Annotated in this window: 28 protein-coding genes and 2 pseudogenes; 25 read left to right on the top strand and 5 right to left on the bottom strand. The window is 66.7% G+C overall.

Annotated features, from left to right (window positions below; all coding sequences use genetic code 11):
- The first annotated feature begins 257 nt into the window (after window positions 1-257).
- The 23 genes from LRQ07_RS10985 (at window position 258) to LRQ07_RS10875 (ending at window position 17,351) form a co-directional block, all read left to right on the top strand.
- Window positions 258-890: a hypothetical protein gene (locus LRQ07_RS10985; RefSeq protein ID WP_256534598.1), complete on the top strand. Its 633-nt coding sequence runs from the start codon at window positions 258-260 to the stop codon at window positions 888-890.
- Window positions 865-2,358, top strand: a complete 1,494-nt coding sequence (locus LRQ07_RS10980) for a terminase large subunit (RefSeq protein WP_256534597.1) — start codon at window positions 865-867, stop codon at window positions 2,356-2,358. Before LRQ07_RS10985 ends, LRQ07_RS10980 begins: the two co-directional genes overlap by 26 nt.
- The gene (locus LRQ07_RS10975) at window positions 2,355-2,552 is read left to right on the top strand and encodes a hypothetical protein (protein WP_256534596.1); all 198 of its coding nucleotides are present in this window, start codon (window positions 2,355-2,357) and stop codon (window positions 2,550-2,552) included. Before LRQ07_RS10980 ends, LRQ07_RS10975 begins: the two co-directional genes overlap by 4 nt.
- Window positions 2,549-3,712 carry a phage portal protein gene (locus tag LRQ07_RS10970; protein WP_256534595.1) on the top strand — a complete coding sequence of 388 codons (1,164 nt, stop codon included), beginning with the start codon at window positions 2,549-2,551 and terminating at the stop codon, window positions 3,710-3,712. The genes LRQ07_RS10975 and LRQ07_RS10970 overlap by 4 nt, the downstream gene beginning before the upstream one ends.
- Window positions 3,712-4,431, top strand: a complete 720-nt coding sequence (locus LRQ07_RS10965; RefSeq protein ID WP_256534594.1) for an HK97 family phage prohead protease — start codon at window positions 3,712-3,714, stop codon at window positions 4,429-4,431. Before LRQ07_RS10970 ends, LRQ07_RS10965 begins: the two co-directional genes overlap by 1 nt.
- The gene (locus tag LRQ07_RS10960) at window positions 4,415-5,638 is read left to right on the top strand and encodes a phage major capsid protein (protein WP_256534593.1); all 1,224 of its coding nucleotides are present in this window, start codon (window positions 4,415-4,417) and stop codon (window positions 5,636-5,638) included. Before LRQ07_RS10965 ends, LRQ07_RS10960 begins: the two co-directional genes overlap by 17 nt.
- Window positions 5,638-5,880 carry a hypothetical protein gene (locus LRQ07_RS10955; RefSeq protein WP_256534592.1) on the top strand — a complete coding sequence of 81 codons (243 nt, stop codon included), beginning with the start codon at window positions 5,638-5,640 and terminating at the stop codon, window positions 5,878-5,880. The genes LRQ07_RS10960 and LRQ07_RS10955 overlap by 1 nt, the downstream gene beginning before the upstream one ends.
- A 67-nt stretch (window positions 5,881-5,947) precedes the next feature.
- Entirely contained in the window at window positions 5,948-6,625 is a 678-nt protein-coding gene (locus LRQ07_RS10950) for a head-tail connector protein (protein WP_256534591.1), read from the top strand.
- Window positions 6,622-7,092, top strand: a complete 471-nt coding sequence (locus LRQ07_RS10945) for a hypothetical protein (protein WP_256534590.1) — start codon at window positions 6,622-6,624, stop codon at window positions 7,090-7,092. Before LRQ07_RS10950 ends, LRQ07_RS10945 begins: the two co-directional genes overlap by 4 nt.
- A gap of 15 nt (window positions 7,093-7,107) precedes the next feature.
- Window positions 7,108-7,338: a hypothetical protein gene (locus LRQ07_RS10940; protein WP_256534589.1), complete on the top strand. Its 231-nt coding sequence runs from the start codon at window positions 7,108-7,110 to the stop codon at window positions 7,336-7,338.
- Entirely contained in the window at window positions 7,338-8,372 is a 1,035-nt protein-coding gene (locus tag LRQ07_RS10935) for a phage tail tube protein (RefSeq protein ID WP_256534588.1), read from the top strand. The genes LRQ07_RS10940 and LRQ07_RS10935 overlap by 1 nt, the downstream gene beginning before the upstream one ends.
- Before the next feature lies 1 nt (window position 8,373).
- Window positions 8,374-8,934, top strand: coding sequence for a hypothetical protein (locus LRQ07_RS10930; RefSeq protein WP_256534587.1), 561 nt, complete (start codon window positions 8,374-8,376; stop codon window positions 8,932-8,934).
- Between the two features lie 4 nt (window positions 8,935-8,938).
- The gene (locus LRQ07_RS10925; protein ID WP_256534586.1) at window positions 8,939-9,298 is read left to right on the top strand and encodes a hypothetical protein; all 360 of its coding nucleotides are present in this window, start codon (window positions 8,939-8,941) and stop codon (window positions 9,296-9,298) included.
- Between the two features lie 38 nt (window positions 9,299-9,336).
- The gene (locus LRQ07_RS10920; RefSeq protein ID WP_256534585.1) at window positions 9,337-9,507 is read left to right on the top strand and encodes a hypothetical protein; all 171 of its coding nucleotides are present in this window, start codon (window positions 9,337-9,339) and stop codon (window positions 9,505-9,507) included.
- 3 nt (window positions 9,508-9,510) lie between these two features.
- Entirely contained in the window at window positions 9,511-11,208 is a 1,698-nt protein-coding gene (locus tag LRQ07_RS10915) for a hypothetical protein (protein WP_256534584.1), read from the top strand.
- 4 nt (window positions 11,209-11,212) lie between these two features.
- Window positions 11,213-12,454: a hypothetical protein gene (locus tag LRQ07_RS10910; protein ID WP_256534582.1), complete on the top strand. Its 1,242-nt coding sequence runs from the start codon at window positions 11,213-11,215 to the stop codon at window positions 12,452-12,454.
- 13 nt (window positions 12,455-12,467) lie between these two features.
- Window positions 12,468-13,646 (top strand): hypothetical protein, encoded by a 1,179-nt coding sequence (locus tag LRQ07_RS10905; RefSeq protein ID WP_256534581.1) that lies wholly within the window; start codon window positions 12,468-12,470, stop codon window positions 13,644-13,646.
- Window positions 13,643-14,638 (top strand): hypothetical protein, encoded by a 996-nt coding sequence (locus LRQ07_RS10900; RefSeq protein ID WP_256534580.1) that lies wholly within the window; start codon window positions 13,643-13,645, stop codon window positions 14,636-14,638. The genes LRQ07_RS10905 and LRQ07_RS10900 overlap by 4 nt, the downstream gene beginning before the upstream one ends.
- An 8-nt stretch (window positions 14,639-14,646) precedes the next feature.
- A complete protein-coding gene (locus tag LRQ07_RS10895) occupies window positions 14,647-15,342 on the top strand; it encodes a hypothetical protein (RefSeq protein WP_256534579.1) in 696 nt (231 codons plus the stop codon).
- A 2-nt stretch (window positions 15,343-15,344) separates the two neighbouring features.
- Window positions 15,345-16,103: a hypothetical protein gene (locus LRQ07_RS10890; RefSeq protein WP_256534578.1), complete on the top strand. Its 759-nt coding sequence runs from the start codon at window positions 15,345-15,347 to the stop codon at window positions 16,101-16,103.
- Between the two features lie 14 nt (window positions 16,104-16,117).
- Complete coding sequence (locus LRQ07_RS10885) at window positions 16,118-16,399, top strand: hypothetical protein (RefSeq protein WP_256534577.1); 282 nt, start codon at window positions 16,118-16,120, stop codon at window positions 16,397-16,399.
- A gap of 11 nt (window positions 16,400-16,410) precedes the next feature.
- Window positions 16,411-17,013 carry a collagen-like protein gene (locus LRQ07_RS10880; protein ID WP_256534576.1) on the top strand — a complete coding sequence of 201 codons (603 nt, stop codon included), beginning with the start codon at window positions 16,411-16,413 and terminating at the stop codon, window positions 17,011-17,013.
- Window positions 17,010-17,351 (top strand): hypothetical protein, encoded by a 342-nt coding sequence (locus LRQ07_RS10875; RefSeq protein ID WP_256534575.1) that lies wholly within the window; start codon window positions 17,010-17,012, stop codon window positions 17,349-17,351. Before LRQ07_RS10880 ends, LRQ07_RS10875 begins: the two co-directional genes overlap by 4 nt.
- Window positions 17,352-17,405: 54 nt before the next feature.
- Here the strand turns inward: LRQ07_RS10875 and LRQ07_RS10870 are convergent, their stop codons facing one another.
- Both LRQ07_RS10870 and LRQ07_RS10865 read right to left on the bottom strand, forming a co-directional pair.
- Window positions 17,406-17,729: a hypothetical protein gene (locus tag LRQ07_RS10870; protein WP_256534574.1), complete on the bottom strand. Its 324-nt coding sequence runs from the start codon at window positions 17,727-17,729 to the stop codon at window positions 17,406-17,408.
- Window positions 17,730-17,815: 86 nt separating this feature from the next.
- Window positions 17,816-18,409, bottom strand: coding sequence for a hypothetical protein (locus LRQ07_RS10865; RefSeq protein ID WP_256534573.1), 594 nt, complete (start codon window positions 18,407-18,409; stop codon window positions 17,816-17,818).
- Between the two features lie 428 nt (window positions 18,410-18,837).
- Here LRQ07_RS10865 and LRQ07_RS10860 point away from each other — a divergent pair, with 428 nt between their 5' ends.
- Window positions 18,838-19,758 carry a TIR domain-containing protein gene (locus LRQ07_RS10860; RefSeq protein WP_256534572.1) on the top strand — a complete coding sequence of 307 codons (921 nt, stop codon included), beginning with the start codon at window positions 18,838-18,840 and terminating at the stop codon, window positions 19,756-19,758.
- A gap of 564 nt (window positions 19,759-20,322) precedes the next feature.
- Here the strand turns inward: LRQ07_RS10860 and LRQ07_RS10855 are convergent.
- From LRQ07_RS10855 to LRQ07_RS10845, 3 genes and pseudogenes are all read right to left on the bottom strand, one after another.
- Window positions 20,323-20,553, bottom strand: a pseudogene (locus tag LRQ07_RS10855) (DUF6112 family protein); the annotation flags it as partial.
- A pseudogene (locus LRQ07_RS10850) lies at window positions 20,550-21,230 on the bottom strand (peptidoglycan DD-metalloendopeptidase family protein); the annotation flags it as partial. The pseudogenes LRQ07_RS10850 and LRQ07_RS10855, both read right to left, overlap by 4 nt.
- A gap of 321 nt (window positions 21,231-21,551) precedes the next feature.
- On the bottom strand, window positions 21,552-23,078 hold the full coding sequence (locus tag LRQ07_RS10845) for an MFS transporter (RefSeq protein WP_256534571.1): 1,527 nt from the start codon (window positions 23,076-23,078) through the stop codon (window positions 21,552-21,554).
- Between the two features lie 453 nt (window positions 23,079-23,531).
- Here LRQ07_RS10845 and LRQ07_RS10840 point away from each other — a divergent pair, with 453 nt between their 5' ends.
- Entirely contained in the window at window positions 23,532-25,160 is a 1,629-nt protein-coding gene (locus LRQ07_RS10840) for an ABC-F family ATP-binding cassette domain-containing protein (RefSeq protein WP_256534570.1), read from the top strand.
- Window positions 25,161-25,303 lie beyond the last annotated feature (143 nt).

Here is a 25,303-nt window from a genome sequence, read left to right as displayed (position 1 = left end):
GGCGCATCATGCTCGACGTCGATCGTCGCCATCCCACCAGCCCCGGCCACGGCCGGGACTCAACCGCGTTTTTTCCCACACCGAACAATCGGACACCCGCGCCCCGCTCAATAATCCCTCTCCCCGATTCGTTCTATCGCCTGTAGGGCCGTGTAGGGCACACGCGGCACGCTGGCGAACGAACAGACCGGACGATGCGCTACCGGTCGCGGTCGATTTCGAGCCGCTCAGATCGGCGCACAGCGGGGGTGTTCGTCATGGCCAGCAAGAAGCTCCCCGAGCACGGCACTCGCGGGCGATACCGCATGAAGTGCGGGTGCGCGAAGTGCCGGAAGTGGAAGGCCGACGACACCGCGGCGTACCGTGCGCGGAAGGCTGAACGCGACGGCACCGCGCCGACCAAGAGGGCGGCGAAGCGGGCGCGCCCTACATCCGAATCCCGCCCTACAGATCACCGCCCCGCACCGACCGCTCGAGCGGCATCCGGCGACGACCTCGTCCGGATCATCGAGGCGGCGATCTTCGACGCCGGGGACACCATGGCCGCCGCGGTACTCGCCGCGCGGATGATCCGCGAGGCCGGGTGGCGGCACGTCGTCGACGGCCCCATCGAGGCCGCGGCACGCGACGCGCTCGACGGTCAGACTGCGAAGGCCACGACCCGGATGCAGCACGAGCTGGTGTTCCGCGGCGCGCGTTCTCTCGACGATCCCGCCAATGCCCGGTACTACGCGTCGACGGTGGAGGCGATGCGCAAGGTGCTCGCCGACATCGCTGGTCCTGACGGCGACGGAGGTGGCGCGAGTGACATCGTGGACGCGATCCGGCGCGCCGGCCGGGATGGAGATGGCGACGCCGCGGTGGATGACACCGCGGAACCCGGCACGTAGCACCATCGCATCCGAGGTCATCGGCTGCATGCGGTTGCTCGGCTGGGAGCCGATGCCGTGGCAGCGGGAAGTTCTCGAGGTCGCGTTCGAGGTCGACTCATTCGGCCAGCTCTGGTACTCCGAGATCGTCATCATCGTCCCGCGTCAGTCGGGCAAATCGAGCCTCGTCATCCCGTGGGGCGTCCACCGGATGATGATGTGGCCCGAGCGGCAGTACCTGCTCTACATCGCACAGACCCGCGACAAGGCGCTCGAGAAGCTCGAGGAGGAGCACCACTACCGAATCTCGAACTCACCCTTCGCCTCGCAGCTGCGACCGAACCGACGCGGCAATACCGTGCACCTGTCCAACGGCAGCGAACACATGAAGTTCCGCAACGGGTCGAAGTGGGCGATCGACGCCCCGACGGAGGACGCGGGACACGGCGGCACCCTCGGTCTCACCATCGGCGATGAGATCTTCGCGCAGAAGGATGACCGCCTCGAGGCGGCGCTGATGCCGGCGACCACCGCGGTCGACGATGCCCAGTCGCTGTGGATCTCGACGGTCGGGCATTCCAAGACGAAGTCCCCGTTCCTGTGGAAGAAGGCCGAGGCCGGGCGGGCAAGCGTCGAGCTGCTCCGCGCTGATCCCGCCCAGCTCAACGTCGACCGAAACCGCACCCTCTACGTCGAGTTCTCCGCGCCGGCGGATGCCGACCCCGACGACCCGATGACCTGGTGGGCGTGCATGCCCGCGCTCGGATTCACGACCACCCTCAAGAAGATCTCAGCGTTCCGCACGTCGATGAAGGACGGTTTCTTCCGGCCGTTCCTCAACTGGTGGGGCGACGATCTCGCCAAGGACTGGAAGATCCCGAAGGAACGGTGGACGCATCAGCACGACCCCGACTCCGGCATCGCCCGGTCGGAACTCGTGTACGTCGTCGACATCAGCCCCGACCGGGACTGGGCATCGATCGGCGTAGCTGGCGTCCGCCCCGACGGCCGGTTCCACATCGAGATCATCGACGACGGACCCGGCACCGACTGGCTGATCGACGGCGACCCGACCCGGGAACTCGTCGGCCTCCGCGACCTGCTGACCGCGGACCCCGGCGAGGTCTACTTCGAATTCAAGACCACCGGCACGCTCGAGCCGGATCTCATCGAGGCCGGCATCGAGGCAACCCCGATCTCCGCCCAGGACATCGCGATCGCCGGACCGACGCTGCACGAGTTCGTGCTCAACGAGCGGGTGTTCCATTTGGGGCAGTCCGAACTCACCGACGCCCTTGCCGCGGCCAGCACGCAGAGCCTGGGTGACGGGTGGAAGTGGGCGCGCGGGAAGTCGCTGCGCCCGATCACGTCACTGATCACCGTCTCGTATGCGTTGCGGATGCTGGCGAAGCGGCTGCCCGATCTCGGGTACGACCCGGTCGAGGCATTCCGCCACGCGAACCGGCTGGACGAAAGGACGGGCGAATGACACCCGAAGAGATCCACGCCGAGGCGATCGCTGATCAGCGTGCCGAACGCATCCGGGCCACGCTCCTGGATGCGGCCGGCGCGGCGCTCATCGTCGCGGGCCTGGCCCTGTGGTCGATCCCTGTCGCGCTCGTCGTGGCCGGCGTGGCCGTGCTGCTGATCGCCCACCCGATCCCGATCCGGAGGTCGCGATGAGTTTGTTCACCCGTGAACGTCGAGACCTAAACTCGGCGTCGGTGTGGGGCGACGATTACGTGGCACCGCTCGGTGTCGGCGGCGTCACCCGCCTCGCACCCGTCTACGGCGCGGTGTCGCTGATCTCTGACCTGTTCTCCATGGTCCCCGCTCACACCCTCGTCGAGCTGTCCAACGGAGAGACCGAGCCGATCCGCAACCCGCCCATCGTGCGTGACCCGAATCCGGACTTGTCCCGCAGCGCCTGGCGCACGCAGTACGTCCTGTCGATGCTGCTGCGCGGCAACGCCTACGGGTTGACGGACCCGGGTCGCCGGTACGTCTGGTGGATGCACCCCGACTGGGTGAGCATTGACGAGACCAACCCCCTGCAGCCGCGCTACTTCGTCAACGGCACGGAGATGCAGACGGTCCGCCGCGGCGGCAACCTGATCCACGTGCGCGGGTTCGTGCATCCAGAGACCGTCAAGGGCGTGTCTCCGATTCAGCACTTCGCCGACACGTTCGAGCGCGCAAACCTCGCCAGCGCCTACGGACGCAAGTGGTTCAAGAACGCGGCCGTTCCGCCGGCCATTCTCTCCACCACCGACAAGCGCCTCGGTGCCGACAAGCTCCGCGAGGCGCGCGACGACTTCATCGCGGCCACCGCAGAGGGTAAGCCGGTCGCGTTGCCGGGGGAGTGGACCTGGTCGAAGATCAGCATCGCACCACAGGAGGCGCAGTTCCTCGAGACCATCGAGGCGACCGCGACGGAGATCGCCACGATCTTCCGTGTCGCCCCCGAGGACATCGGCGGCAAGGCCGGCAACTCTCGCACTTACTCCAACCGTGAGCAGGATGCCGAGCTGCTGAACATCCGCACACTGATGCCGGTCGGGAACCGACTTAGCGAGGCCTACGAGGATGTCCTGCCATCCGGCCATTCGGTGCAGTTCGACTACGACGTGCTCGCCCAGCCCGGGCAGCTCGAATCGGCGCGGGCCGACAGCGAAGAGCTGCGCAACGGCACGCTCCGCCTCGAGGAAGCACGACGGCGTCGCGGGCGTAAGCCGCTCACCGAGCAGGAGATCGCCGACTGGCAGCAGTGGTATCAGACGAACAAGTCCGAGAGTGAGTCGATCGCTGAGTCGGTCTCGGAATCCATCACGAAGGAGGCATGATGACCGACGTCATCGAGCGGCACACCACGCCGCAGCCCGTGCGATTCCGCGCGGCGCCCGAAGGGTCCAAGGGGCCGGGGACGCTGATCGGTTACGGCGCGGTGTTCAACTCGTCCAGCCGCGACCTCGGCGGGTGGTTCGAGGAAATCGACCCGCTCGCGTTCGGACCCGCCGGCCCGGGCGGCGAGGTCGACATGACCCGCCATACCCGCGTGCTGTGCCGCTCCGAGCACGACAGCAGGCTCCTGCTCGGGACAACCGACGCGGGCACGCTGCGCCTGTTCATCGACGAGATCGGTCTCCGCTACGAGGTCGACCTCCCCGACACGAGCGCGGGGCGCGACGCCGCGGTGCTCGCGGAACGCGGTGACTACCGGTTCTCGTCGTTCGCGTTCTCCACCCTCGACGCCGAATGGCGCGAGGACGGCGATGACCGGCTGATCCGCCGGGTTCTCTCCGCCCGCCTCGTCGACGTCGCCCCCGTCGCGGATCCCGCCTACTGGGGCGCATCGGTCGGCAAGCGCGACTTCGACATCGACGAGATCCGCGCGGGTCTCCATGAAGACGACCAGCCCGCCCCTCCGGGCGACTGGGAGAAAGACGCGGCCACCCGGGCGCGTTCGATCAACAACGGCATCGGGGCGCGGCAGTCCGCGCTCACGCGCCGTAAGCCCCGCATCGGCGGGAAGAAAGGAGCTTCAGATGGCATCCGTCGCTGAAGACATCAAGCGCCTCGCCGAAGAGCAGAAGCGGGCGTGGGAGACCGAGGGCAAGCCGCTGGCGGACATCGCGTCCGAGCGCGAGTTCACGGCCGACGAGCGTGAGAAGTTCGAGACGCTCGAGCGGGCATACAACTCGTTCGACGAGCGCATCAACACGCTGGTCATGCAGCGCGACCTCGAGGAGCGCGCGCAGGCCTTCGCCGGCGAGCTGCTCGGCAACCGGTCCGCGTTCGGCAACGCCGCGGATGTGGCGAAGTTCGCCGACGAGATCCGTGAGGTTCTCCGTGGCGAGCGTCGCAACAACCCGCTCGACTACGTGCCCTCTGCTGAGGAGGTCCGCGCGCTCAGCGTCGGCACCGCCGCGGCCGGTGGCAACACGGTCGGCAAGACGTTCCTGACGCAGCTCGTCGAGCCGCTTCGCCAGTTCTCTGGCGTCTACGCCGCCGGCGCCTACGTGTTCGTCACCGAGAAGGGCGACGAGGTCACGCTGCCCCGCCTCGCCAGCTTCGGTGCGGCCGGAGCCGCCACGGAGGCGACGCAGCTGCCCGGCACCGACCCGACCTTCAACCAGGTCAAGTTCGGCGCCTACAAGTACGGCGACTACCGCGGCATCAGCAACGAGCTGGTCGAGGACTCGCTGATCGACATCGAGGGGCTGGTGACGCGCCTGATGGGTGAGAACATCAGTGTTCTCACCGGTCAGAAGTTCGCCGTCGGCGCGGGCACCACGGAGCCGACCGGCGTCGTCACGGCCGCCACCGTCGGCAAGACCGGCGCCACCGGCGTCGGCGGGGCGCCCAGTTGGGACGACCTCATCGACCTGCAGGAGTCGGTCCTCGCGCCCTACCAGGCGCGCGCCGCGTGGGTCGCGTCCAACACGGCTGTCGCATCCGTGCGCAAGCTGAAGGATCTGCAGGGCCGCTATCTGTGGGAGCCGAACGGCCAGACCGGCGCGCCCTCGCAGCTGCTCGGCAACCCGGTGCACCGCGACCCGTTCTTCGCGGGTGTCGGTGTCGGTGCGAAGTCGATCGCCTACGGCGACTTCTCGCGCTACTGGATCCGGCTCGTGGGGTCGACGCGCATCGAGCGCTCCGACCACGCGCTGTTCGGCAGCGACCAGGTCGCGTTCCGCGCGGTGCTCCGCGCCGACGGCAACCTGGTCGACACCTCGGCGGTGAAGACCTTCCAGGGCGGGGCTTCCTGATGGGCGGCCCGCGGAAGGCCCAGGCGCCGAAGGTCACCACGACCCCGGCGCCCGAGACCGCTCCCGACGAGGTCGACGCCAGCGGCGACGCCGTCGACACGGTGGTGATCGTGATGAACATCGCGATCACCGGCACGGTCGATGGTGAGTCGTGGCCGGCACCCGGCGGCGAGATCACGCTGCCCACCGCGGAAGCCGAGCGCTACGTGCGACTCGGCTACGCCCGCTTCCCCGAGAAGTGACCGCGAGCGGGCGTCGTGGGGACCACCCCGCGGCGCCCGCCCGCACCAACCGAAACGAGGTCCGCTGATGCCCGTGTTCGAGCCAGCAACGATCACATGGTCGAACGGCCAGACCGTGACGCTGTCCCGCGAAGGGGACATCGTCACCGCCCTCGTCGACCCGCACGGGGCCGCGGACCTGCTCACCCAGACCAAGCCCTTCCCCGCCGACCACTTCAAGCCGGTCGGTACCGGCCAGCTGCGAACGCACCCCGCCGCCAATTACCTCCTCACTGTCTGGGACGGGTTCCTCGGACAGCCCGACGGCATCGACCTCACCCCCGCCGGCGCCGCCCCGTTCCTCCCCGGGACGGTCCGTTGGCTCGCCGACCCGATCCCGGGCGCGAACTGGCCGATCACCGCCGGCGCTCTCCGCACCGCCCTGCAGATCGGCCCCACCGACGAGGACACCGACGAACTGAACCTGTTCGCAGCGGCCGCGTGTGAACGCATCGACCAGTACACCGGTCGCGATATCGACCCGGCCCGGCATGAAATCACGCCCGGCAAGCTCCCGACGATCTTCATCCTCGCCGCACGCGAAACCGCGAAGCTGTGGTGGCAACAGACGAAGAACGGCCCGCGTAACCGCCCCGCGCAGGGACCGGATAGCGACGGCGCCCCCGCCGGCATCGACCTACCCCGCAAGGTGCAGGGCTGGCTCGCGTCCTACCCGCCGCGCGTGTACCGGGAGCCGACGACGTGAGCGGCATCTCCTCAGCGTCCGGGATCCTCGCCGCACGCAAGGCGCTGCTCACCGCGGCGAAGACCGCGCTCACAGCCGAGACGGACATCGACTTCTATTCCGGCTGGCAGTGGCCGGTCACCCAGCCGAACTGGGTCGCGACGACGGACACGAACAGCGACATGGACCCGCGCAACATCGGCCCGCGTCGCTCTCAGGACGAGACGATCACGTTTGGCATGTCCATCGGCGCCTGGGTTCCCGGGCACACCGAAGCCGACATCGAGGCCGCATTCGACCGCGCCTTCGAGATCCTCGCCACCATCCAGACCTACATCCGGATGACTGACATCACGCTCGCTGACACCGTGCTGTGGTGCGTCCCCGGAACCACCGACAGTGACGGTGCGGTCGACGAGCAGGGCGACGGCTACCAGGTCGAGATCGCCACCACGTTCGTCTGCATGCATCGCGTCCGCGCCGCCTGACCAGGAGGATCTACCATGACCCGCAAGTCCACGCCTCAGCCTGAGGCGCTCCCGACGCAGTTCCGCAACGTCAGCCCGCTCGGCGCGCTCGACGTCCCCGCGATCGGGCGCATCATCCAGCCGCAGGAAGTGTTCGAGGTCCGTGAGGACGTCGCCGCCCTGCTGACCCACCAGCCGGAGCACTTCGCCCCGGCCGACGGCGAGCCGCTCGGCCTGCCGGACACCGACACGGAAGGGGCTTCCTGATGGGAACGCAGCTTGACTTCTCTGTCGGACTCGCGAAGGAGACCGTGTACGGAACACCCGTCACCCCGTCCCGGTTCGTCGAGTCCGAGGCGAAGCTGAAGTATGAGATCAAGACCGCGCAGGGCCGCGGCCTCCGTCCCGGCAAGAACGTGCACCGGCTCAACCGCCACCAGGCCGTGCACTTCGAGGGATCCGGCGACATCGACATCGACGTCCCCACCCGCGGCTTCGGCTTCCTGCTGAACGCCATCTTTGGGCAGGTGGTCAACACGCTGGTGCCGACGACAACCCCGCCGCTGTACCAGCAGAACCACGTGCTGCAGAACGCGTCGGACCCGGTCCAGTCGTTCACCGTGCAGGAAATCCTCCCGACCCTCGGCGGGGTGAACTCTTTCCCGCACACCTTCACCGGGTGCGTGTTCGACAGCGTCGAGCTGTCGGCCAAGGAAGGCGCCATCCTCGAGGCGAAGTTCTCCCTCACCGCCCGGGAACTGCAGACCGCGTTCGCCGCGGCCGCGACGAGCTACCCGGCAGACGACCAGCTGTTCACGTTCGTGCACGGCGCGGTCTCTCTCGGCGGCACGCTCACCGAGCCGACGACCACCGCCGTCGCCAGCATGTCCGGCACGCCGGCGGCGAACATCGCCGACTTCACGGTGAGCGTCAAGCGCAACCTCGACTCCGACGGGTGGAACCTCGGCGGTGCCGGTCTGCGCTCACGCGCCCCGCTGTACGGTGTGCCGGAGATCAGCGGCAAGATCACCGCGGAGTACACGGACAACACGCTGCGGGATGCATACCTGCAGCAGTCCGCGCTCGCGCTGGTGCTCACGTTCCAGCACAACGTCGCGGTGTCCGGCGTGCACAAGCCCACCCTACAGATCGTGCTGCCCGCGATCCGCCTCGGCGGCGAGGTTCCGACGTCCGACGGCGGCAAGGCGATCAAGCTGTCGATCGACTTCGAGGCGTTCGACAACGGCACCGCCGCGCAGCCGATCTGGGCGATCTACCGCACCCTCGACACCACCCCCTGACATGGTCTCGCGGACTGAGGTCGACCAGGCGAAGCTGCAGGATCTGCTCGCCCTGATGACCTACATGCCGCCGAACATCCGGCGCGACACCCGACGGGAACTCCGCACGGTTGGCGATGACGTCATCGCCAAGCAGCGCGAGATCCTGTCGGGTCCGCTGCCGAAGGGCGTCCGGAAGTCCGGGCAGGCGATGGTGCTCGGCGCGGGCAGCAAGGGCAAGTTCCGGCTGATCAAGAAGAACACCTACGCCGACGCCGACGTGAAGAACGGCGGCCGCTCCTCAGGGATGCGCGAGGGCATCAAGGCGGGGCTGCGTACCCGGATCCTCACCGGTGCCCGCTCTCTCGGCATCGACATCAAGACCACCGGCCCGCGGGCGGGGAAGTTCAACCAGGCGAAGTTCTGGAACGGTCCCCGCTTTCGACACCCGGTGTTCGGCAACAAGAAGACGTACGTCTACCAGTCGGGCCAGGGCTACTTCTTCGGCCCCGCCCGTGCCGGGTATGACGACATGGCCAAGCGCGCGGGGGAGATCCTCGAGCGCAATCTGAAAGGCAGATAGCAACATGGCGAAAATCCAGCTCTCCGACGGAACCCGCATTCCCGTCGTCAAGCCGAACCTGTGGGACGCGGCCGCCGTCGAGAAGGAGATGGGGTGGAACCGCCGCCAGTACGCCGACTGGATGAAGCTCAGCGGCATGCAGACCGCGTTCGCGATCTTCGCGAGCCTGCGCCGCGCCGGCCACGACGTCACCTTCCAGTCCTGCGCCGACCTCGACGACATCGAGAACATGATCGCCGAGCCGGGCGACCTCGCCCGCGCGCAGGAGAGCGAGGAGGGTGAGGAGCGCCCGGACCCTCAGGTATCCGCAACTCCCGCCGCCGCCGCCGCGATCGACGCGACGCCGGAGACCCACCCGAGCTGATCCGCCTCGATGAATCGGAACCGTGGCTCGAGGAGCAGGTGCAGAAGCGCGCGCTGTTGATCTGCCGGTACGACTACTGGCCGGAGCTGACCCCGGAACGGATCTGGGAATTGCCGTACGAGCTGTGGGCACCCCTTGCGCTCGCGTGTGACTCGATCACCGCGAAGCGCGAGGAAGCCGCCGAGGAGCTTGAACGCCGAAGGAGGTGACGCGTGTCCGGGAACGCGAAGGATCTCCTGATCCGTCTGCTGGTCGACGACGACGATCTCACCAAGCTCGACAAGGCGAAGGAATCGATCGAGAAGGACTTCGCCGGCGCGGGCGTGAAGGCGGCCGGCACTGGCGCGGCCGTCGCGCTCGGTGTGCTCACCGTCGGCGCTATCGGCGCGGCCGACGCCGCCGCCGATGCGGAACAGTCCACCCAGCAGCTGCAGTTCGCGCTCGACAAGTTCCCGGCGACGGCCGACACCAGCGCGCAGGCGCTGATGGATCTGAACTCTCAGCTCGCACTCAAGACCCAGTTCGACGACGACCAGTTCGCCTCGGGGCAGGCCGTGCTCGCACAGTACGGTCTCACCGGTCAGCAGATCACTGAGCTGACGCCGCTGCTCGCCGACTACGCCGCCAAGACCGGCAAGGACATCCCGACCGCCGCCGCGGATCTCGGCAAGGCGCTACTCGGCCAGGGTCGGTCCCTCAAGGACATCGGTATCGACTTCGTCGACACCGGCTCCGTCGGCGGCAACTACGGCTCGATCATGGAGGGACTCACCTCCCAGGTCGGCGGATTCGCCGAAGCGCAGGGCAACACCGCTACCGGCTCATCGGCGATCTTCAAGAACTCGCTCGGCGAGCTGATGGAAACCCTCGGCGCCGGGCTGCTGCCGATCATGGTCGACCTCGCTCACACCGGAGTTGACGTCGTCGCCTGGATGACCGAGAACTCGGGTGTCGTGTCTGGTCTCGCGACCGGTGTGGGCATCCTCTCCGGTGCGGTGCTGCTCGCCGTCGGCGCGTACAAGGCGATGCAGATCGTCCAGGGTATCTCGGCGATGATGACCACGTTCAAGGCCGCGCAGGCCGCGTCGACCGGTTTCACGTGGGCGCAGACCGCGGCGCAGTGGGCGAACAACGCCGCCTGGCTCGCGTCGCCTGTCACGTGGATCATCATCGCGATAATCGTCGCGATCGGTCTGCTCGTCGCCGCAGCTATCTGGCTGTGGAACAACTGGGATGCCGTGATCGCGTGGATCGGGGCCGCGTGGTCCGGATTCATGTCGTGGATCACCGCCGGACTCAACGGCTTCGCCGCCTGGTGGAACGGACTGTGGACCGCGATCGGAGCGTTCATCGCATTCGTCTGGAACACCTACATCGTCCAGCCGATCACGAACGCGATCAACTGGGTAACGACGCGAATCGATGGCGGGATGAAGCTGATCAGCGCAGTGTGGAACGCCACCTGGAACGGCCTCGGTGCTGTCGTCCGGAACATCTGGAACGGCGTGCTCGGCTGGATCGAGGGCGGCGTGAACGGCGCAATCGACCTCATCAACGGGATGATCCGCGGCGTCAACTCCGTCGCCGGCGCGGTCGGCATCAAGATCGACCTGATCCCGCACGTGAACCTCCCACGGCTCGCGACAGGCGGCGTGACGACCGGACCGATGATGGCGATCATCGGCGACAACCCGGGCGGCCGGGAGTACGTCGAACCGGTCGACCAGGTCGCGGCGCGCCTCGAGCGCGTCGCCCTCGCAGCGGCTGCCGGATCCTCACCACGGGCCACCGGCCCGACGCGCCTGCACCCGGACGACATGCGCGACCTCGCGCGGATGTTCGGCGAGGTCGTCTACCCGCTCATCATGAAGGGCGCACAGAAGACCGTGGCGTCCGCGCTGGGAGGCTGATCTGATGGCTGTATCGCTCACCGCGACACTGCTCGCCGCCTCCCAGCCGCGCCCCGTCCAGGTCGCACTGACGGGCACCACCGCCGGACAGGCGTACGAAGTCGTCGGAACATCCGGCGACGGGGGACGCTGGCAGGTGCCCGGCGGCGTCGGGGTGTCCGAGGGATCTCAGATCCTGCTCATCGACAGCCGTGCCGCACTGAACACCCCGATCGTCTACAGCGCGGTCGTCGACGGCGTCACCGTCACGGCGGCGCCCGTCACCGTGTCGCACGACGGGGTGGCCGTGATCCAGACCATCGACGGTCTCACCGTCGCCCCGGTCGAGGTCGCGTCCACCACCGAGCCGCGGTCGGCGACCATCCGATCGGAGGCCTTCGAGATCGCGGGACGGCCCGACCCGGCCGCGCGGCTCGAGACACCCGGCTCGTACTCGTACGGGTGGGAGTTCGACACCCAGGGCGTCGACTCGGTCACGATGCGCGCCATCCTCGAGTCAGGGATGCCGATCGTTCGCCGGCTGGTCCCAGGCATGCGCGATCTCACCCCGGTCGTTCTCGGCCTGGTCACGTCGTGGAAAGACGAGCTGATCACCGAGGGCGGGGACACATGGCGGCGCTGGTCGCTCGGCGTCCGGGAATTGACCGACCCGCAGCCGTCGACGGCGCTGATCGCGTTCACGTGGCCAGACTTCGACGATGCGATGCTCGATCGCGTCTGGTCGTGGCATTCGCTGTTCCCGTCGACGTCGGGCTGGGCAGCGACGAACGGCACACTTTCGAACCCGGCGACCGGCGGTTACTCCACGCCGCGGCACCTGCGCGCATCCGCCACGGCAGCGGCGACCGCCGTCGACATCTTCGCGTCTGTCTACACCGGCGCCGCGCCCACCCTCGGCGAGCCGGTCGTCCCGGGCATGCAGGTCACCGTGACTTGCCGTGTCAAGGGAACCGCCGGCCGCTCGGGGATGGCGGCACTGAAGTGGTCCAACGGCACGGTCATCACCGGCACACCGGTCGTCCTCACCGGCGACTGGCAGCAGGTCGTAGTCACAGCGACCGCACCGGCCGGGGTTACCGGACTCGCGCCCGGCGCCCGGATGGCGGCCACAGGCGTCGCGGCGGGGCACCTCCTGGACTACTCGGCGCCGACGATCTCGAAGGGCGCGTCCGTACCTGTGGGCACCTTCGACGAGCTGTTCGACACATGGGACGACTTCGACAGGGCCGACTGGTCAACGATCTGAAACGGGGTGCAGGATGCTCGACGGTGCCCCGGACGAAGTGCTCGCTGGCGCGTGCACCTGGTGGCCGCGCGTGACGTCATGGCTCGGCGGGCGGATGCTCGCCGAGCTGGTTCCCGTCGCGTCCGGCCGAATCACCGGCGACGTCGGCGACGACATCATCGAGTCCCTGACGATGACCGTGCCCCGATTCGCTGCCCCCGCACCCGGGGAGAACGTGATCGACTGGCGGCCGTCGTCGACCGATCACGCCTTGGCTCGGTACGGGCAGACCCTCGACGTGACGATTGTCGTGTCCTCGGTGATCACGGGTGAGACCTGGGAGACCCGCCGCGGCCGCTTCCAGATCAAGGACTGGTCGGACGACGACGCCGGCATGATCAGCGTCAAGGCCGAGTCACTGCTCGCGCGCCCGCGCGACGACAAGATCAAGGTGCTCTCGTCCCCGTCCGGCACGTTCTCCTCCGAAGCGCGACGTCTCCTGCCCGCGGGTATGGGCGCATCATTCGACCCGGCCCTCGTCGACCGGGCTGTGCCGGCGTCGATGGCATGGGCGAAGGATCGACTAAAGAACCTGCAGGACATCGCCGCCGCATGGCCGGCACTGCTCCGCATCGACCCGTGGGGTCAGGTCGCGTTCCGCGCCCCGCTGCCCAAGGTGCCCGTGCCGATCCTCACCCTGCGCGACGGTCTCGGCGGCACCCTGATCTCCGCGCCCCGCTCCGACACCCGCACCGGTGCATACAACGACGTGATCGCCGCGACCGCGTCCTCGGACAAGGCCGACGTCCAGGGCGTCGCCTCCGTCACCGGCGGGCCGATGAGCGTGAACGGCGACTACGGGGTGGTCACCAAGGAGTGGTCGTCCCCGCTGATCGAGAACACACGACAGGCCGATGCCGCCGCAGCGACCATGCTCGCCAACTCCACCCGTCCAGCCCTCGCCATCCCCGCCCGGATCGTTCCGGATTCGCGGATCGAACTGGATGACCCGGTGGCCGTGCTGCGCGGCGCGCGAGGTCACATGGAGATCGTTCCCGCCGCTGGCGGCATCCCCGAGCATCGCGTCTGGGTGATGGAGTCCGCGGATGAGACCGCCTCCGTCGATCGGCAGTGGGGGTGGGTGACGGCGTACGACATGCCCCTGACGGTTTCCGACGGGGACATGCGAGTGGATGTGGGGTTGCCTTCGTGAACGACATCAGCCCGCTGAACCTCAAAGGTCTGATCAAGCAGGCCACCGCTCAGGGGCCGGGCATCGCGGACGATACGGCACTGGTCGTCACCGGCGAGGTGCTGCAGGTCGATGCGGCAGGCGGCCGGGTCCGGGTGAGCATCCGCGGTGGAACCGTGTGGCTGCCCGCGATCGCCGCGCGGTACTCAGCGAGTTCGCTCGCCCGGGTGCTGCTCGATCCGACGTCCGCGAGGCCAGTACTCATCGTCGGCCCGGTGCAGCCTCGACTTCCGGCTGAACTCGGCACCGTCACCGCCACCGGTGGCGGCAGCGTCACCGTGAGCATCGGCGGCGCAACGGTCACCATTCCCGCACCGCTCGGCACTTACACCGTCGGACAGTCCGCGTGGCTGATGCTCGACACCTGGGGGACACCCGTCCTCGCGATGGGACCATCCACCACCCCCGCCCCCGACGCCCCCGCGGGTGGCGGCGGAGGCGGTGGCAGCGACATCGTCACCGCCACGGCGACGATCAGCCCGCAGGTTACCGGCACCTATCGTGCGGGCAAGGGCTGGGACCAGTGGAACCCGGACCGCTACGGCCTCGGCAAGACACCGGTCTACCAGGGCAACGCCTACGGATCCGGCGCCCTCGTCGGCTTCATCGGCTACGGAAATCAGATCGTCAACCTCGGCGCGCTGTCGATCACCGCGATCACTTCGACCGCCAAGAAGGGCGCTGACGGGAACTCGGCCGCGCTCGTCGTGCAGGGATCCGCCTCGGGCACGCGTCCAGGCGGTGCCCCCGCATCGACCGGGGAGACCGCCTCCACCGGCTCTGTCGCCTCCGGGGGGACCGGGGCGCTTGCCCTCACGGCCGCGATGCGTGAAGCGTTCCGCACCGGAGCGGCGAAAGGCCTTGCTGCGATCGGATCCCAGTACGGCGGCTTCGCCGGCGCCGGGGTTCCCCCGTCGTTCGTCCTCAAAGTCACCTACACCAAGAACGCCTAGGAGCAGCCGTGAGCACCGACGTCAAGAAGCACCAGTCACTCGCCGCCGGCGAGAAGCCCTCAAGGACAGCGCTGGCCGCCGCGATCCTGTCGATCAACGACGTGATCCCCGTCGCCAACTCGACCGAGGCGACGCAGGTCGCGGTCGCGATCGCGGCATCCGGACAGAACCTCGCCACCACCCCTGTGATCGTCGCGCGCGCCGACGCCCGCGGGCTGCACCGCGTCGAGATCACCTACGACACCGCAGGGCTGGTGTGGGTTCCGGCGTCTGGCGTGCCGGTGTTCGCATCCGAGTCGGACGCGAACACCTGGGCGTCATCGAACAGCGCGCTGCTCACCGCCGGCGACACATGCCGGGTCGGCCCGATCGTGTACACCTGGACCGGCTCTGTGTGGCTGTCCACGGACACAGGGTGGCAGGCGCCGACGTTCCAGAACTCGTGGATCCAGGCCACCCCCGCGGAAGCTGTCGAGTATCGGCGCCTGCAGGGCATGACGATCCTGAAAGGCCGCCCCGCGAACGGCAATACCGGGACCGCTTTCCTGCTGCCTGTGGGCTATCGACCGAAGCACTTCAGCACCTTCCTCGTCCGGTCCGTGACCGGCTCGACCACGGTGAGCGTACAAACGTCCGGGGCCGTCGAGCTGGTGTCCGGTCAGCAGGCGTACCTGTCGGCCGTCGCCTTCCCCGCGGACGCCTGATCATGGGCGGCGCCCCTGTCATCGAGGAGATCCGCCCCGGCGTCTCCTTCGTCCCCGAGGCCGCGCTCGCGTTCCGCCGTCTCGAGGCGCGCCTCGGTCGGCGGGCGGATGTCAACCGCACCTACGCCGACTACGACACGCAGATGAGCATGTACCTCGCCTGGACCGCGTGGGTGCACGGCGTCGGACCGAAGCCGGCTCACTCACGGGCGCTTCACCCCGATCTGTCGATGCACTGCCGCGGCGTCGCGTGGGACTCGGACGACTGGCGCACCGTCGGCTTCATCACCCTCGCGGCCGAGTACGGCTTCATCCGCACCGCGGCCGGGGATCCCAGCGAGCAGCACCACTTCGAATACCAGTCCTGGAACGACAAGCACTACGGAGAGAAGGTGGACGCCATGTCCGCAGCAGACGTGTGGAACTACCCGATCACCCGGCAGGGCAAGAAGCTCCGGACGATCGATGACCTGGTCGACACCCGTGACGCGCTTGCTCGCGTCGAGCTGACGCTTTCGGACATCCGGCGCGACGGCCAGAAGGTCACGATGCGGGACGACCTCGTCGAGACGGGCAGCATCGCGCGCCGTACCCTGGCGGCCGTCGAGGCTCTGGCCAAGTCGGTGAGCACTGGCGGTGTCACGCCGGCGCAAGTGAAGCAGATCGCGGATGCCGTGATCGCCGGGATGGGCAAGCCGATCGACTACGCGGCGCTCGCCAGGGCCGTGAACGACGACGCGGCGCGCCGCATGGCCGGCTGATGCCGCAGGAGGTCTTGCTCGCGCTGATCGCCGCCGGCGGGATCATCCTTGGCGCGGCGGTCGGCAAGCTCCTCGAGAAGCTCCCCACGAAGGGCGCGTCCGCGCAGGAGCTAATCACCCGGTTCCACGCGGAAATCGAGCGGCTCACCGAACGAGTCGACGAACTCACCGACAGGGTCGACGCCGGGATCCGCGTCGGGCGGGAGAAGGACGACTACATCCACGCCCTGCGCGCGCACATCAGCGCCGGCAACCCGCCACCGCCACCGCCCTATCCCGACGGACTGAAGCAATGAGGGAGGTCCACGTGTCCCAGTCAACGGACGCCGTCACCGAATGGCACCACAAGCAGGCCCGCTCCGTGCGGCGCTGGATCGTCGCGCTCATCGCGGTCACCCTGCTCGCCGTCAGCGCATCCACCTGGGCGGCGATCGTTTCAACGCAGCGCGCCGAGTTCGCCGAGTCGCTCTACACCGATCTCTACGCCGAGTTCGTCGACACCACCGGCGACAGCCCCGACGCTCCGGACCCGGCCGAGGTCGTGCAGGGCGAACCCGGCGCGCCCGGCGCGCAAGGCCCGAGGGGCGAGAAAGGCGACCGCGGCCCCGCCGGCAAAGAAGGACAGCCCGGACTCACCGGCGGGAGGGGTGAACCCGGATTGCCCGGTGCCACCGGAACGCAGGGTCCGCCGGGAGAACCCGGCGCCAAGGGGGAGACCGGCGCTCAGGGCGAGCCTGGCGCCCCCGGCGCGACCGGCGCCACCGGACCAGCCGGCCCGACCTGCCCCGAGGGATGGGTCGCGAAGATCCTGTGGCTGACCGCCGCCGACACCGAACTCGGACCATTCCTCCCGCAGCAGGCGACCGTCTGTCTGCCCACCACCCCTACCACCGAAGGAGCAATTCCGTGAACATCGAACTGCCCACCATCCCCGCCGGAGTCCTCGTGCTGCTGGCCATCGCCGCACCCTACGTGCAGGCGCTCATCCAGCGACCGACCTGGTCCGCGACGGACAAGAAGATCGTCGCCGTCGTGGTGGCGATCGTGCTCACCGCGGTCGTGCTGCTGTTTTATTACGTCTACACCGGTGACACCGTGCCGGCGTGGCCCGTGCTGATCCTGCTCGCGATCGTTGTCGCGCAGGCCAGCTACACGCTCGTGACGAAGAACACCGCCACCGCCCTCGAGCAGCGCACGTCCCCGACGATCACCGTCAACGAGTCGCCCGATACTCTCCCGCGCCGCTGACGCACGAACAGACCGCCACCTAGCCTCCGGGCCGGGTGGCGGTCTTTCGTCGTTCTACGGCGACCTGACGCCCGGGGGACGGGCATACCCGTGCGTCCCGCGCGTACCCGAGAAGCGTCGCTTGCGTCCTATCTCGATCTCGTCCGCCATGTCGAGCGGTAGCGCGCGCAGCGCCGTCGCGAGGGCGCGGACGTAGTCGTCCTCATAGAACCCGATCCACCGGCCGACCTCCCGCGTCAGCAGGTCAAGCCGACCGCCGGCGGTTGCGTAGAGTTCGTCGATCACCGGTGCCGGATCACGGGTGTACCTATTCCTCGACATCACGCAACTGATCGCGATCCCCAGCGTGACGTCGGGGTGGAGTCCTCGAGAGGGCATGAGCCGGATCCTTTCTCCGGCCGAGGGGTTCGATTCTACGTGCGGCAAACGACGTCGGCGACTTCGGCCGTCGAGAGCCGAGCGGGCTAAGCCGGTGTTCCCGATTCCGGTGAGGCCGCCGGGGGATAAAAGGTTGGCTCCCCGACGATGCCACGCAGGAGGTCGAGAGCAAGCGCGTTCGCTCGATCCACGCTGTACGCCTCATCGCGGTGGAGGTGAAAGTCGCCGTACTCCGGAAAGAGCGCAGGAGCCGCAACCGCAAGAAACGGCTCGACTCGTTCTTCCCACACGCGCCGATCTGCCGCGTGTACGGAACAGATCGCAATCTCTCGTATCTGCACCAGCGATGCACGCACGTGGTGCCCAGCGCACTGGTGATCCCCGAAGAACACGGTCCCGACCTTCGACCGCATCTGTGTAGCCTCATTGGGAACGACCGGAAACGCCCAAGTCGCGAACTGCACCGGATAGGTGTTAGCGATGGCTGCATTCATCACGTTGAAGTTGTGAACGTCGTCCTGGGCTTTCGCTTCTCCGGGAGGCGTGCTGCTCTCTAGAATGAGGGCGGTCTTGGCCATCCACTGGGCGATGATAGCCCCTTCGTCTCGCGTGATCACAGCGGTCTTTCCCTGCGCCAGTGGCCACAGGATCGGCTTGACGCGTTCCTCGAGCTGACTCATCCATACGTTGTTGCACTTGTGGCACACGACCGGCACCGTCGTTGCGAATGGCGGATTGGAATGTCGGTCCTCCGGACGCTGCACCCACTCGCCATCTCGCGTCAGATGCCACTGATCTGGGCTGTACATCGAGGTCGCCGGATCCAAGAGATTCGACCAGGACTTCGCGAGTAGATGCTCCTTGGATCGAGAACGCCGTGACTCAAGCGGGGTAAGGCAGAAGAGGCAGACTGGGACGCCCTCCTGCGTCGTTAGGTGCTCATAAACCGACATGCTGGGACCTTTCGAACTTGGCAGGACAGCGGAGCTAGCGCTCCGAGGTCGCGGCGAAAAGCGTGCCGGTAGGATCGAGAGTGCCATGCCAAACTTATCCATAGGAACCGTCTGACGAGGCAGGTGTTGCGAACGGGTCGCGGTAGGGTTTCGACATGGTCGCGGTAGACACTCGTACTTCTGGCATCTTGACGCGGGAGTGGGTCGGAGCACTGGCTCAGATGATCACAGAACGAGAGGTCGAAGCCTTGGCCGCTGAGGCCGCTCACGTGAGGGCACATCCTCGCGAAGGCATGGGATGGACGAATGATCCGGTAGCGGAGTTCGAGGAGTACGAGGCCACGGGCAAGTATCGGCTGCCGGTTGCCTACGACATTCAGAGCGGCGAGCGTCACTTCGTCGATGCGGAGTGGGGCACGGTTGACGACATGCTCGCGGCGATATCCGAAGATACGCAGTACGCGGTCCTCAGTGTCAAGAGCACCAATTACGCTCAGCTGTCGGTTGACATCACGTATCGGCAGCCGGAAGCCGAGATCGTCGTCCATGCGAGGTCGGTGACGGATGCAAGCGAGCTGCTTGATCGCATTGCCAGCTCGCTGCCCTCGCTTCCGGACGGGTTTTACGGGGAGGTGAACCCCGATCAGCCCCGAGGCATGGTGTTCATCGGGCACGGGGGTGATCGGCAGTGGGAGCAAGTTCGCGATTGGATCACGGAAGCGAACTACGGCGTCCAGATCTTCGAAGAAGAAGAGCGCGCGGGCTACTCGACCCTCCAGGAAGTACTCGGCATGATCCGTCAATCCGACATCGCGCTGATAATGATGACCGCGGCCGACACTCTCGACGACGGCACAAAGCGCGCGCGCGACAACGTGGTGCACGAACTGGGACTGTGCCAGGGAATCCTCGGAGTAGAGGCCACCATCGTAATTCTCGAGAACGGCACCGTTTGGCCTTCCAACATCGATGGACACATCCAGATTCGTTACGATCGCGGCGGGCTTCACCTTGTCAAGGAAAGGATCCTGGCAGCGCTGCATAGACGAGCGAACGTTGAGTCGTCCGCTCCGTAGTGTGAGCCGGTATCCTTCCACCGGCCGAGGCATCGAGTCTACGTCGCGGCGCGGACAGCGCGCGGATGACCGTTCTCGAGAGCTGCGTGATCGGTCGCCGTCTCAGATTCGTCTCACATGGCGGAGTTCGCGACTGTCTTCCGTCGTCCCCGGGAGTCGTCAACTGCCACCGGATAATCCCCGGTCAGCCGGGTTAACTGTCGTCCCCTGTCTGTCGATGTCGGAACCTGTCGAACTGGCCCGACCAAACAAGGGGTCGCAGGTTCAAATCCTGTCAGCCCGACAAAAAGCCCTGGTGAGAGGTAACTTTCACCAGGGTTTCGTCGTTTCTGGGGGTGGTCACTGGCTGGTCCACTTCCCTCATCTGCCTGTGCTGTCCGTTTGCCCATTGGTCCACTTTCCGTTCGGTGACGTCGGCGGTGGAGTGCACCAAAAGGTGCCCGAGAGGTGCACCAAATCGTGCGCGCGACGGTGCTCCGGCCCCCTCTGGGAGGGCCGGAGTGTGGGTCCATTCGTGGTCACAGGTGGGGTCCGTCGCGGCGGTTGCTGTCCTTCCTCGTAGGCCCAGGCAACGCCGCTGCCGGCGAGGGCTGCTGTTCCGAGGGCGACGAGGAGGCCGGTGCGGACTTTGGATGCGGTGGCGTGGTTGCCGTGCGCGGTGGCGATGGCCCAGATGATTGCCGAGACGATGAGCATGAGGACGGCGATGATGAGCACGAACGTCAACAGCGCACCGATGACTGCTTTGAGGTCGCCGATGCCGCCGAGTCCGTCGAAGTCAGGAAACACGCTCATGGTGCACAGGCCCCTTCTGTGACGGTGATGTGGAGGTGGTCGTAGTGGCCTCCGGTGACATTGGTGAGGTCGTGCATGCCGCCGCCGTTGTATTCCCTCCACCCTTCGTTGTCGCGGGCGAGGGCCCAGATTTGGCCTTGCCAGATGAGGTATTCGACGCCCAACGTTTCGGCGTTGTCTTTGAGCCAATTCGTCACCGCCCACCCCGCCTCGAGCTGCCCCGAGGTGGGATAGGAGCCGATCGCGTTCCCGAAGGTCACATCACGCGCCCGCCCCAACGGATGCTCCGACTGAGTACCGGGGCGCGGTGAGTAACAGGACCAGGACGTGTTCGGGAACGCGGCGAGGGTCTGTTGGCAGACGGCGAGCATCCGGCGCGTGATCTGCCCATCCGTGGTGGGGTCATCGACCAGCTCGTCAGGGGCGCCATCGACAAGCGTCGCGGTGCCGGGGTTGCTGCCGGTCGAGCAGTTCCCTGTGCCGCCGGTGGTGTCGGGTGCGGGGACGTCGGCCGCGTGATGCTGGTTCAGCCACACGGCGGGGTCGGTGTAGTCGCCGTTGGTGCCGCCGATACGGACCTCGAAATGCAGGTGCGGCCCGGTGGAGTTCCCGGACGAGCCGACGTCGGCGATGTGTTGCCCCGCGGTCACGCGGTCGCAGACTGCGACGTGGATGCCGGCAGTGCCGCGTGTTGCCAAAGAATCTGGTCAAGAAGGTAATCAGTGTCAAGATAGACGGTCGAAACAGTAAGAGCTTCCTCGGGTTCCACTCAACAGAGAACGTTCGGGCCAAGAAAGATTACGTCCCCTGGATGAGTATGCTGATTTCCCGACTCGCTCAGTAGCACCGCGGAGCCGGCGTGAACGAAGGCGAACCGGACACAATCGTATGCGGCTGGAAGCGTGGCAGACGAGGTTGTTCTGCTTCGCGCAACGAGCGGCGCGAAGCAGAACAACCGTCGGACAGCGTCTGCGGAGTCCAATTCGTGTAATTGGTGCCTACAGGCCTGCGGCTCCTTCCGACGTACCGGTCTTCGACTCGGCGCTCGCGCGCTCGGCATGAGTGAGGAGGATGCCTGTGAGGATGCCGCCCGCCAGCACTGCGCCGGCCCCGAGAACCAGGCTTATCGAAGTGGCAGACGCGAAGGAGCGTTGGACGGAGTCCACCGCATCCGGGCTACCCGCCGTATTCATCGCGGCCAGGAATGATTGTGACGCCGCTGAGCGCAGGGAGTCGGGAACGTTCTGTGAGAAGAACAGCGTGGTCGCCATAGCGAAGGTCGCGACTCCGAGTCCGCTGCCGATCTCTTGGAGAGTGCCGTTCACTCCCGAGCCGGTGTTTGCCTGAGCCGGCGGGATCGAGGAGATAAGAGCGTTCGACACGAGGGGGCCGGTGATGCCGGCGCCGCTCCCGACGAGCGCGAGTCCTACAGTCATCACCCAGGCGTTGTCGAGCGGAGCAAAGCCGAGGAGCGCGAGCCCGAAACCTTCGATCGTTACGCCTAGCGCGATGCCTCGGCCGAGGCCAAGGTTCCGGAGCACGCGAGCGCTCAGAAAGCTGCTGACCAGGAACACCCCGGCTGCCATAGGCAAGAGCTGGATACCTGCCTGGAGGGGCGAGTAGCCGCGCAGGAACTGTAGGTTCTGAGTGAGGACGAACAATGACCCTCCCATGCCGAGGGACGTCAGAACACCTCCGAGTACGGCGGCGCGGAATCGCGCGTTGCGCGCCAGGCCAAGGTTGAGGATCGGGGCCGGGTGCCGACGCTCCCACATGACAAAGATGGTTCCGGCGGTAAAGGCAAGTGCAGACGATAAGACGACGGTCCACGACGTGGCTTCGGCTTGGGAAGCAGCGCTGATCGACCATACGAGCGCGGTGATGGTCAGCGCCAGCAGCATCGCACCGGCGATGTCGACCTGACGTGAGGTCCCGTCCGAGCTCTCATCGAGAAGTACCCCGAGACCGATCGCAGCGACAAGCGCCACGGGCACGTTGACGAGAAAGACCGAGTGCCAGGTGAAGTGGTCGAGAAGAAGTCCTCCGATGACCGGCCCCATACCGAGTGCCGCGGCGGAGGCTGCTGCCCAGATCCCGATCGCACGGGGCCGGTCTTGGTCGTTGAAGGTTCGAACGAGTGTTCCGAGGGTTCCTGGTAGAAGGAAGGCCCCGCCGATCCCCATGAGGACACGAGCGAGGACCAACACATCGGCTGTCGGTGCGAGCGTGCCGATGAGCGATCCGAGGGCGAACAGCGCGAGCCCGCCGAGCAGCCCCTTCTTGCGACCATAACGATCGGAAAGGCTGCCCGCGACGATGAGCAGAGCAGCCAGGGTGAGGCTGTACCCGTTGACTATCCACTGCAGCTGAGTCGCCGAAGCGTCCAGGTCAGAAGCGATACTGGGGATCGCCACGTTGGCGATGGTGTTGTCGACCATCACCACGAACAGAATCAGACAGAGGGCAGAGAGAATCCACCAACGTCGAGGATGACCGCCAGAAGTCGTTGAGGCGCGCGAAAGCATAATGAGGTTCCACCTAAGCTTGGTCGAGGCGAAGGTCAGGGATAGCCCGACAGCACCCGAGAGCGGTTGGGCGCGCAGGCTCCGCAGGGGGAGGCAGTCGACGCCCAGACGTGCGTGATCAGCACCACCGAGTAGCCTTTAGAAGAGTCTCGACAGTGGCCACAAGAAGGTGGCTCACCGGAGCAGCGGCTCGGTGGCGGGATAGATCAGCGCATCGTCATGGAAGAACCTCATCGCTCTCGTTCAGGTACACGTAGTCTAGGGTGCGCCACGTCTGGCCGCTGGAAAGCCTGCCAGCGGCTGGTACGATAGGTGGCGCAACCGCCTCTGAGCAAGGAACTCTCATCATGGTGATCTACGACCGTCGACACGCACTCTGCCGTGCGCTGACGTCGTCGTAGCCCGCTCTCATGGCTCCGTTGTCAGCGTATTCGTTGACAACCCAGGAGCCCCATGTCTATCACTCAGAACCCCTCCGTCGTCCTTTCTGGCCTGTCATTCACTTGGCCGGACGGTACTAACGTCCTCGACAGCATTACCGCCGCATTCAGTAACGGGCGGACGGGTCTGCTCGGTACCAACGGCACAGGCAAGACCACGCTGCTCCGCCTGATCGCAGGCGATATGATGCCAACGACCGGAACGATCACCGTCACCGGTCACGTCGGCTACCTTCCGCAGCACCTCGTCCTGCAGACCACATCGACCGTTGCCGACCTCCTCGGCATCCGCGGTCAGCTTGACGCCCTCCGAGCAATCGAGTCGGGCGACGCCGACCCGCGACACTTCGACGCGCTCGGCGATGCGTGGGACGTCGACGCCCGTGCCCGAGCCTCCCTCGACGGGATCGGCCTGAGCAATCTGAGCTTTGACCGGGAAGTCGGCACCCTGTCCGGAGGCGAGACCATCTTGACAGCGCTGGCCGGCCTTCGCCTGAGCGAGGACGAGATCGTTCTTCTCGATGAACCGACCAACAACCTCGATCGGCAAGCGAGACACGACCTCTACGACGCAATACGGGAATGGCGCGGCGCGCTGGTCGTGGTCAGCCACGACGTCACCCTGCTCGACCTCATGGACAACACCGCCGAGCTACGTACCGGCTCGCTGACCGTGTTCGGCGGGAACTACAGCGCTTTTCGGCAGTACATGGAGCAAGAGCAGGCAGCGGCCGAACAAGCGCTGCGCACCGCCGAGCAGAAGGTCAAGACCGAGGAGAGGCAGCGAATCGACGCGCAGACCAAGCTCGCCCGTCGGCAGCGCTATGCGCGCACGGACTTCGAGAACAAGCGCAAACCAAAGATGATCATGAACCAGCGCAAGACCGAAGCCCAGGTCTCCGCGGGCAAGCTGCGCGGTGAGCTCGATGAGAAAGTCGATGCCGCGCGCCGTGAGGCCGAACAGCACGCCGAGCGGGTACGGCGAGATACCCGCATCAGGATCGACCTTCCCGACCCTCACGTTCCAGCCGGTCGACGGTTGGCGGAACTGCGCGACGGCCGCGGACGCCCAGTCGTCGTCCAAGGTCCCGAGCGAATCGCCTTGACCGGGCGCAACGGTGTCGGAAAGACCCGCCTCCTACGTTCCCTGATCTACCCGCACGATGCCATCGATGACGGGGTCCAGGCGGTCCAGTACACGGATCGCATCGGCTATCTGCCCCAGCGACTCGACCACCTGGACGACGAACGAAGCATCCTCGACACGGTGCGAGCCGCGGCACCCCAAACGCCACCCGGAGACCTCCGCGCGAATCTCGCTCGATTTCTCTTCCGTTCGGACACCGCTCACCGTCGCGTGGGTGATCTGTCCGGAGGTGAGCGGTTCCGCGTCGCGCTCGCGACTCTCCTGCTCGCCGAACCGCCGAATCAACTACTCGTGCTCGATGAACCGACCAACAACCTCGACCTCCGCAGCATCGATGAACTCGTCTCAGCGTTGGAGACCTACCGGGGCGGACTCATCGTCGTCAGCCACGACGACGCCTTTCTCGCCCGCCTGCACATCGACACCTGGATCTCGCTCGATGAGAACGGACTGACCCACGAACGCGCCCCACATAACCCCCAGGAGAAGCAATGAGCTACGACATCCCCGATCCCGACTTGATCAACCCGTCAACTCGCTCTGAACTCAACAATGTCGTCTTTCTGAAAAACGAGGTGACGGCGCTTGACCCCTGATCTTGGACACGCTGATTCCAGCACGATGCTGGGGAAGCGAGA

This window comes from Microbacterium sp. J1-1 (genome assembly GCF_024498615.1).
Lineage (GTDB): Bacteria > Actinomycetota > Actinomycetes > Actinomycetales > Microbacteriaceae > Microbacterium > Microbacterium aurugineum.
The sequence above is the reverse complement of the archived record's forward strand: the minus strand, read 5'-3'. Positions and strand labels throughout refer to the sequence as shown.

Excerpts from the sequence above, each read along its gene's own strand:
- LRQ07_RS10960 (WP_256534593.1), top strand. The coding sequence starts at position 4,415 with ATGGCATCCGTCGCTGAAGACATCAAGCGCCTCGCCGAAGAGCAGAAG.
- LRQ07_RS10890 (WP_256534578.1), top strand. The coding sequence starts at position 15,345 with ATGGGCGGCGCCCCTGTCATCGAGGAGATCCGCCCCGGCGTCTCCTTC.
- LRQ07_RS10975 (WP_256534596.1), top strand. The coding sequence starts at position 2,355 with ATGACACCCGAAGAGATCCACGCCGAGGCGATCGCTGATCAGCGTGCC.
- LRQ07_RS10870 (WP_256534574.1), bottom strand. The coding sequence starts at position 17,729 with ATGCCCTCTCGAGGACTCCACCCCGACGTCACGCTGGGGATCGCGATC.
- LRQ07_RS10865 (WP_256534573.1), bottom strand. The coding sequence starts at position 18,409 with ATGAGTCAGCTCGAGGAACGCGTCAAGCCGATCCTGTGGCCACTGGCG.
- LRQ07_RS10860 (WP_256534572.1), top strand. The coding sequence starts at position 18,838 with ATGGTCGCGGTAGACACTCGTACTTCTGGCATCTTGACGCGGGAGTGG.
- LRQ07_RS10905 (WP_256534581.1), top strand. The coding sequence starts at position 12,468 with ATGCTCGACGGTGCCCCGGACGAAGTGCTCGCTGGCGCGTGCACCTGG.
- LRQ07_RS10845 (WP_256534571.1), bottom strand. The coding sequence starts at position 23,078 with ATGCTTTCGCGCGCCTCAACGACTTCTGGCGGTCATCCTCGACGTTGG.
- LRQ07_RS10840 (WP_256534570.1), top strand. The coding sequence starts at position 23,532 with ATGTCTATCACTCAGAACCCCTCCGTCGTCCTTTCTGGCCTGTCATTC.
- LRQ07_RS10910 (WP_256534582.1), top strand. The coding sequence starts at position 11,213 with ATGGCTGTATCGCTCACCGCGACACTGCTCGCCGCCTCCCAGCCGCGC.
- LRQ07_RS10955 (WP_256534592.1), top strand. The coding sequence starts at position 5,638 with ATGGGCGGCCCGCGGAAGGCCCAGGCGCCGAAGGTCACCACGACCCCG.
- LRQ07_RS10925 (WP_256534586.1), top strand. The coding sequence starts at position 8,939 with ATGGCGAAAATCCAGCTCTCCGACGGAACCCGCATTCCCGTCGTCAAG.
- LRQ07_RS10930 (WP_256534587.1), top strand. The coding sequence starts at position 8,374 with ATGGTCTCGCGGACTGAGGTCGACCAGGCGAAGCTGCAGGATCTGCTC.
- LRQ07_RS10985 (WP_256534598.1), top strand. The coding sequence starts at position 258 with ATGGCCAGCAAGAAGCTCCCCGAGCACGGCACTCGCGGGCGATACCGC.
- LRQ07_RS10935 (WP_256534588.1), top strand. The coding sequence starts at position 7,338 with ATGGGAACGCAGCTTGACTTCTCTGTCGGACTCGCGAAGGAGACCGTG.
- LRQ07_RS10970 (WP_256534595.1), top strand. The coding sequence starts at position 2,549 with ATGAGTTTGTTCACCCGTGAACGTCGAGACCTAAACTCGGCGTCGGTG.
- LRQ07_RS10965 (WP_256534594.1), top strand. The coding sequence starts at position 3,712 with ATGACCGACGTCATCGAGCGGCACACCACGCCGCAGCCCGTGCGATTC.
- LRQ07_RS10950 (WP_256534591.1), top strand. The coding sequence starts at position 5,948 with ATGCCCGTGTTCGAGCCAGCAACGATCACATGGTCGAACGGCCAGACC.
- LRQ07_RS10940 (WP_256534589.1), top strand. The coding sequence starts at position 7,108 with ATGACCCGCAAGTCCACGCCTCAGCCTGAGGCGCTCCCGACGCAGTTC.
- LRQ07_RS10980 (WP_256534597.1), top strand. The coding sequence starts at position 865 with ATGACACCGCGGAACCCGGCACGTAGCACCATCGCATCCGAGGTCATC.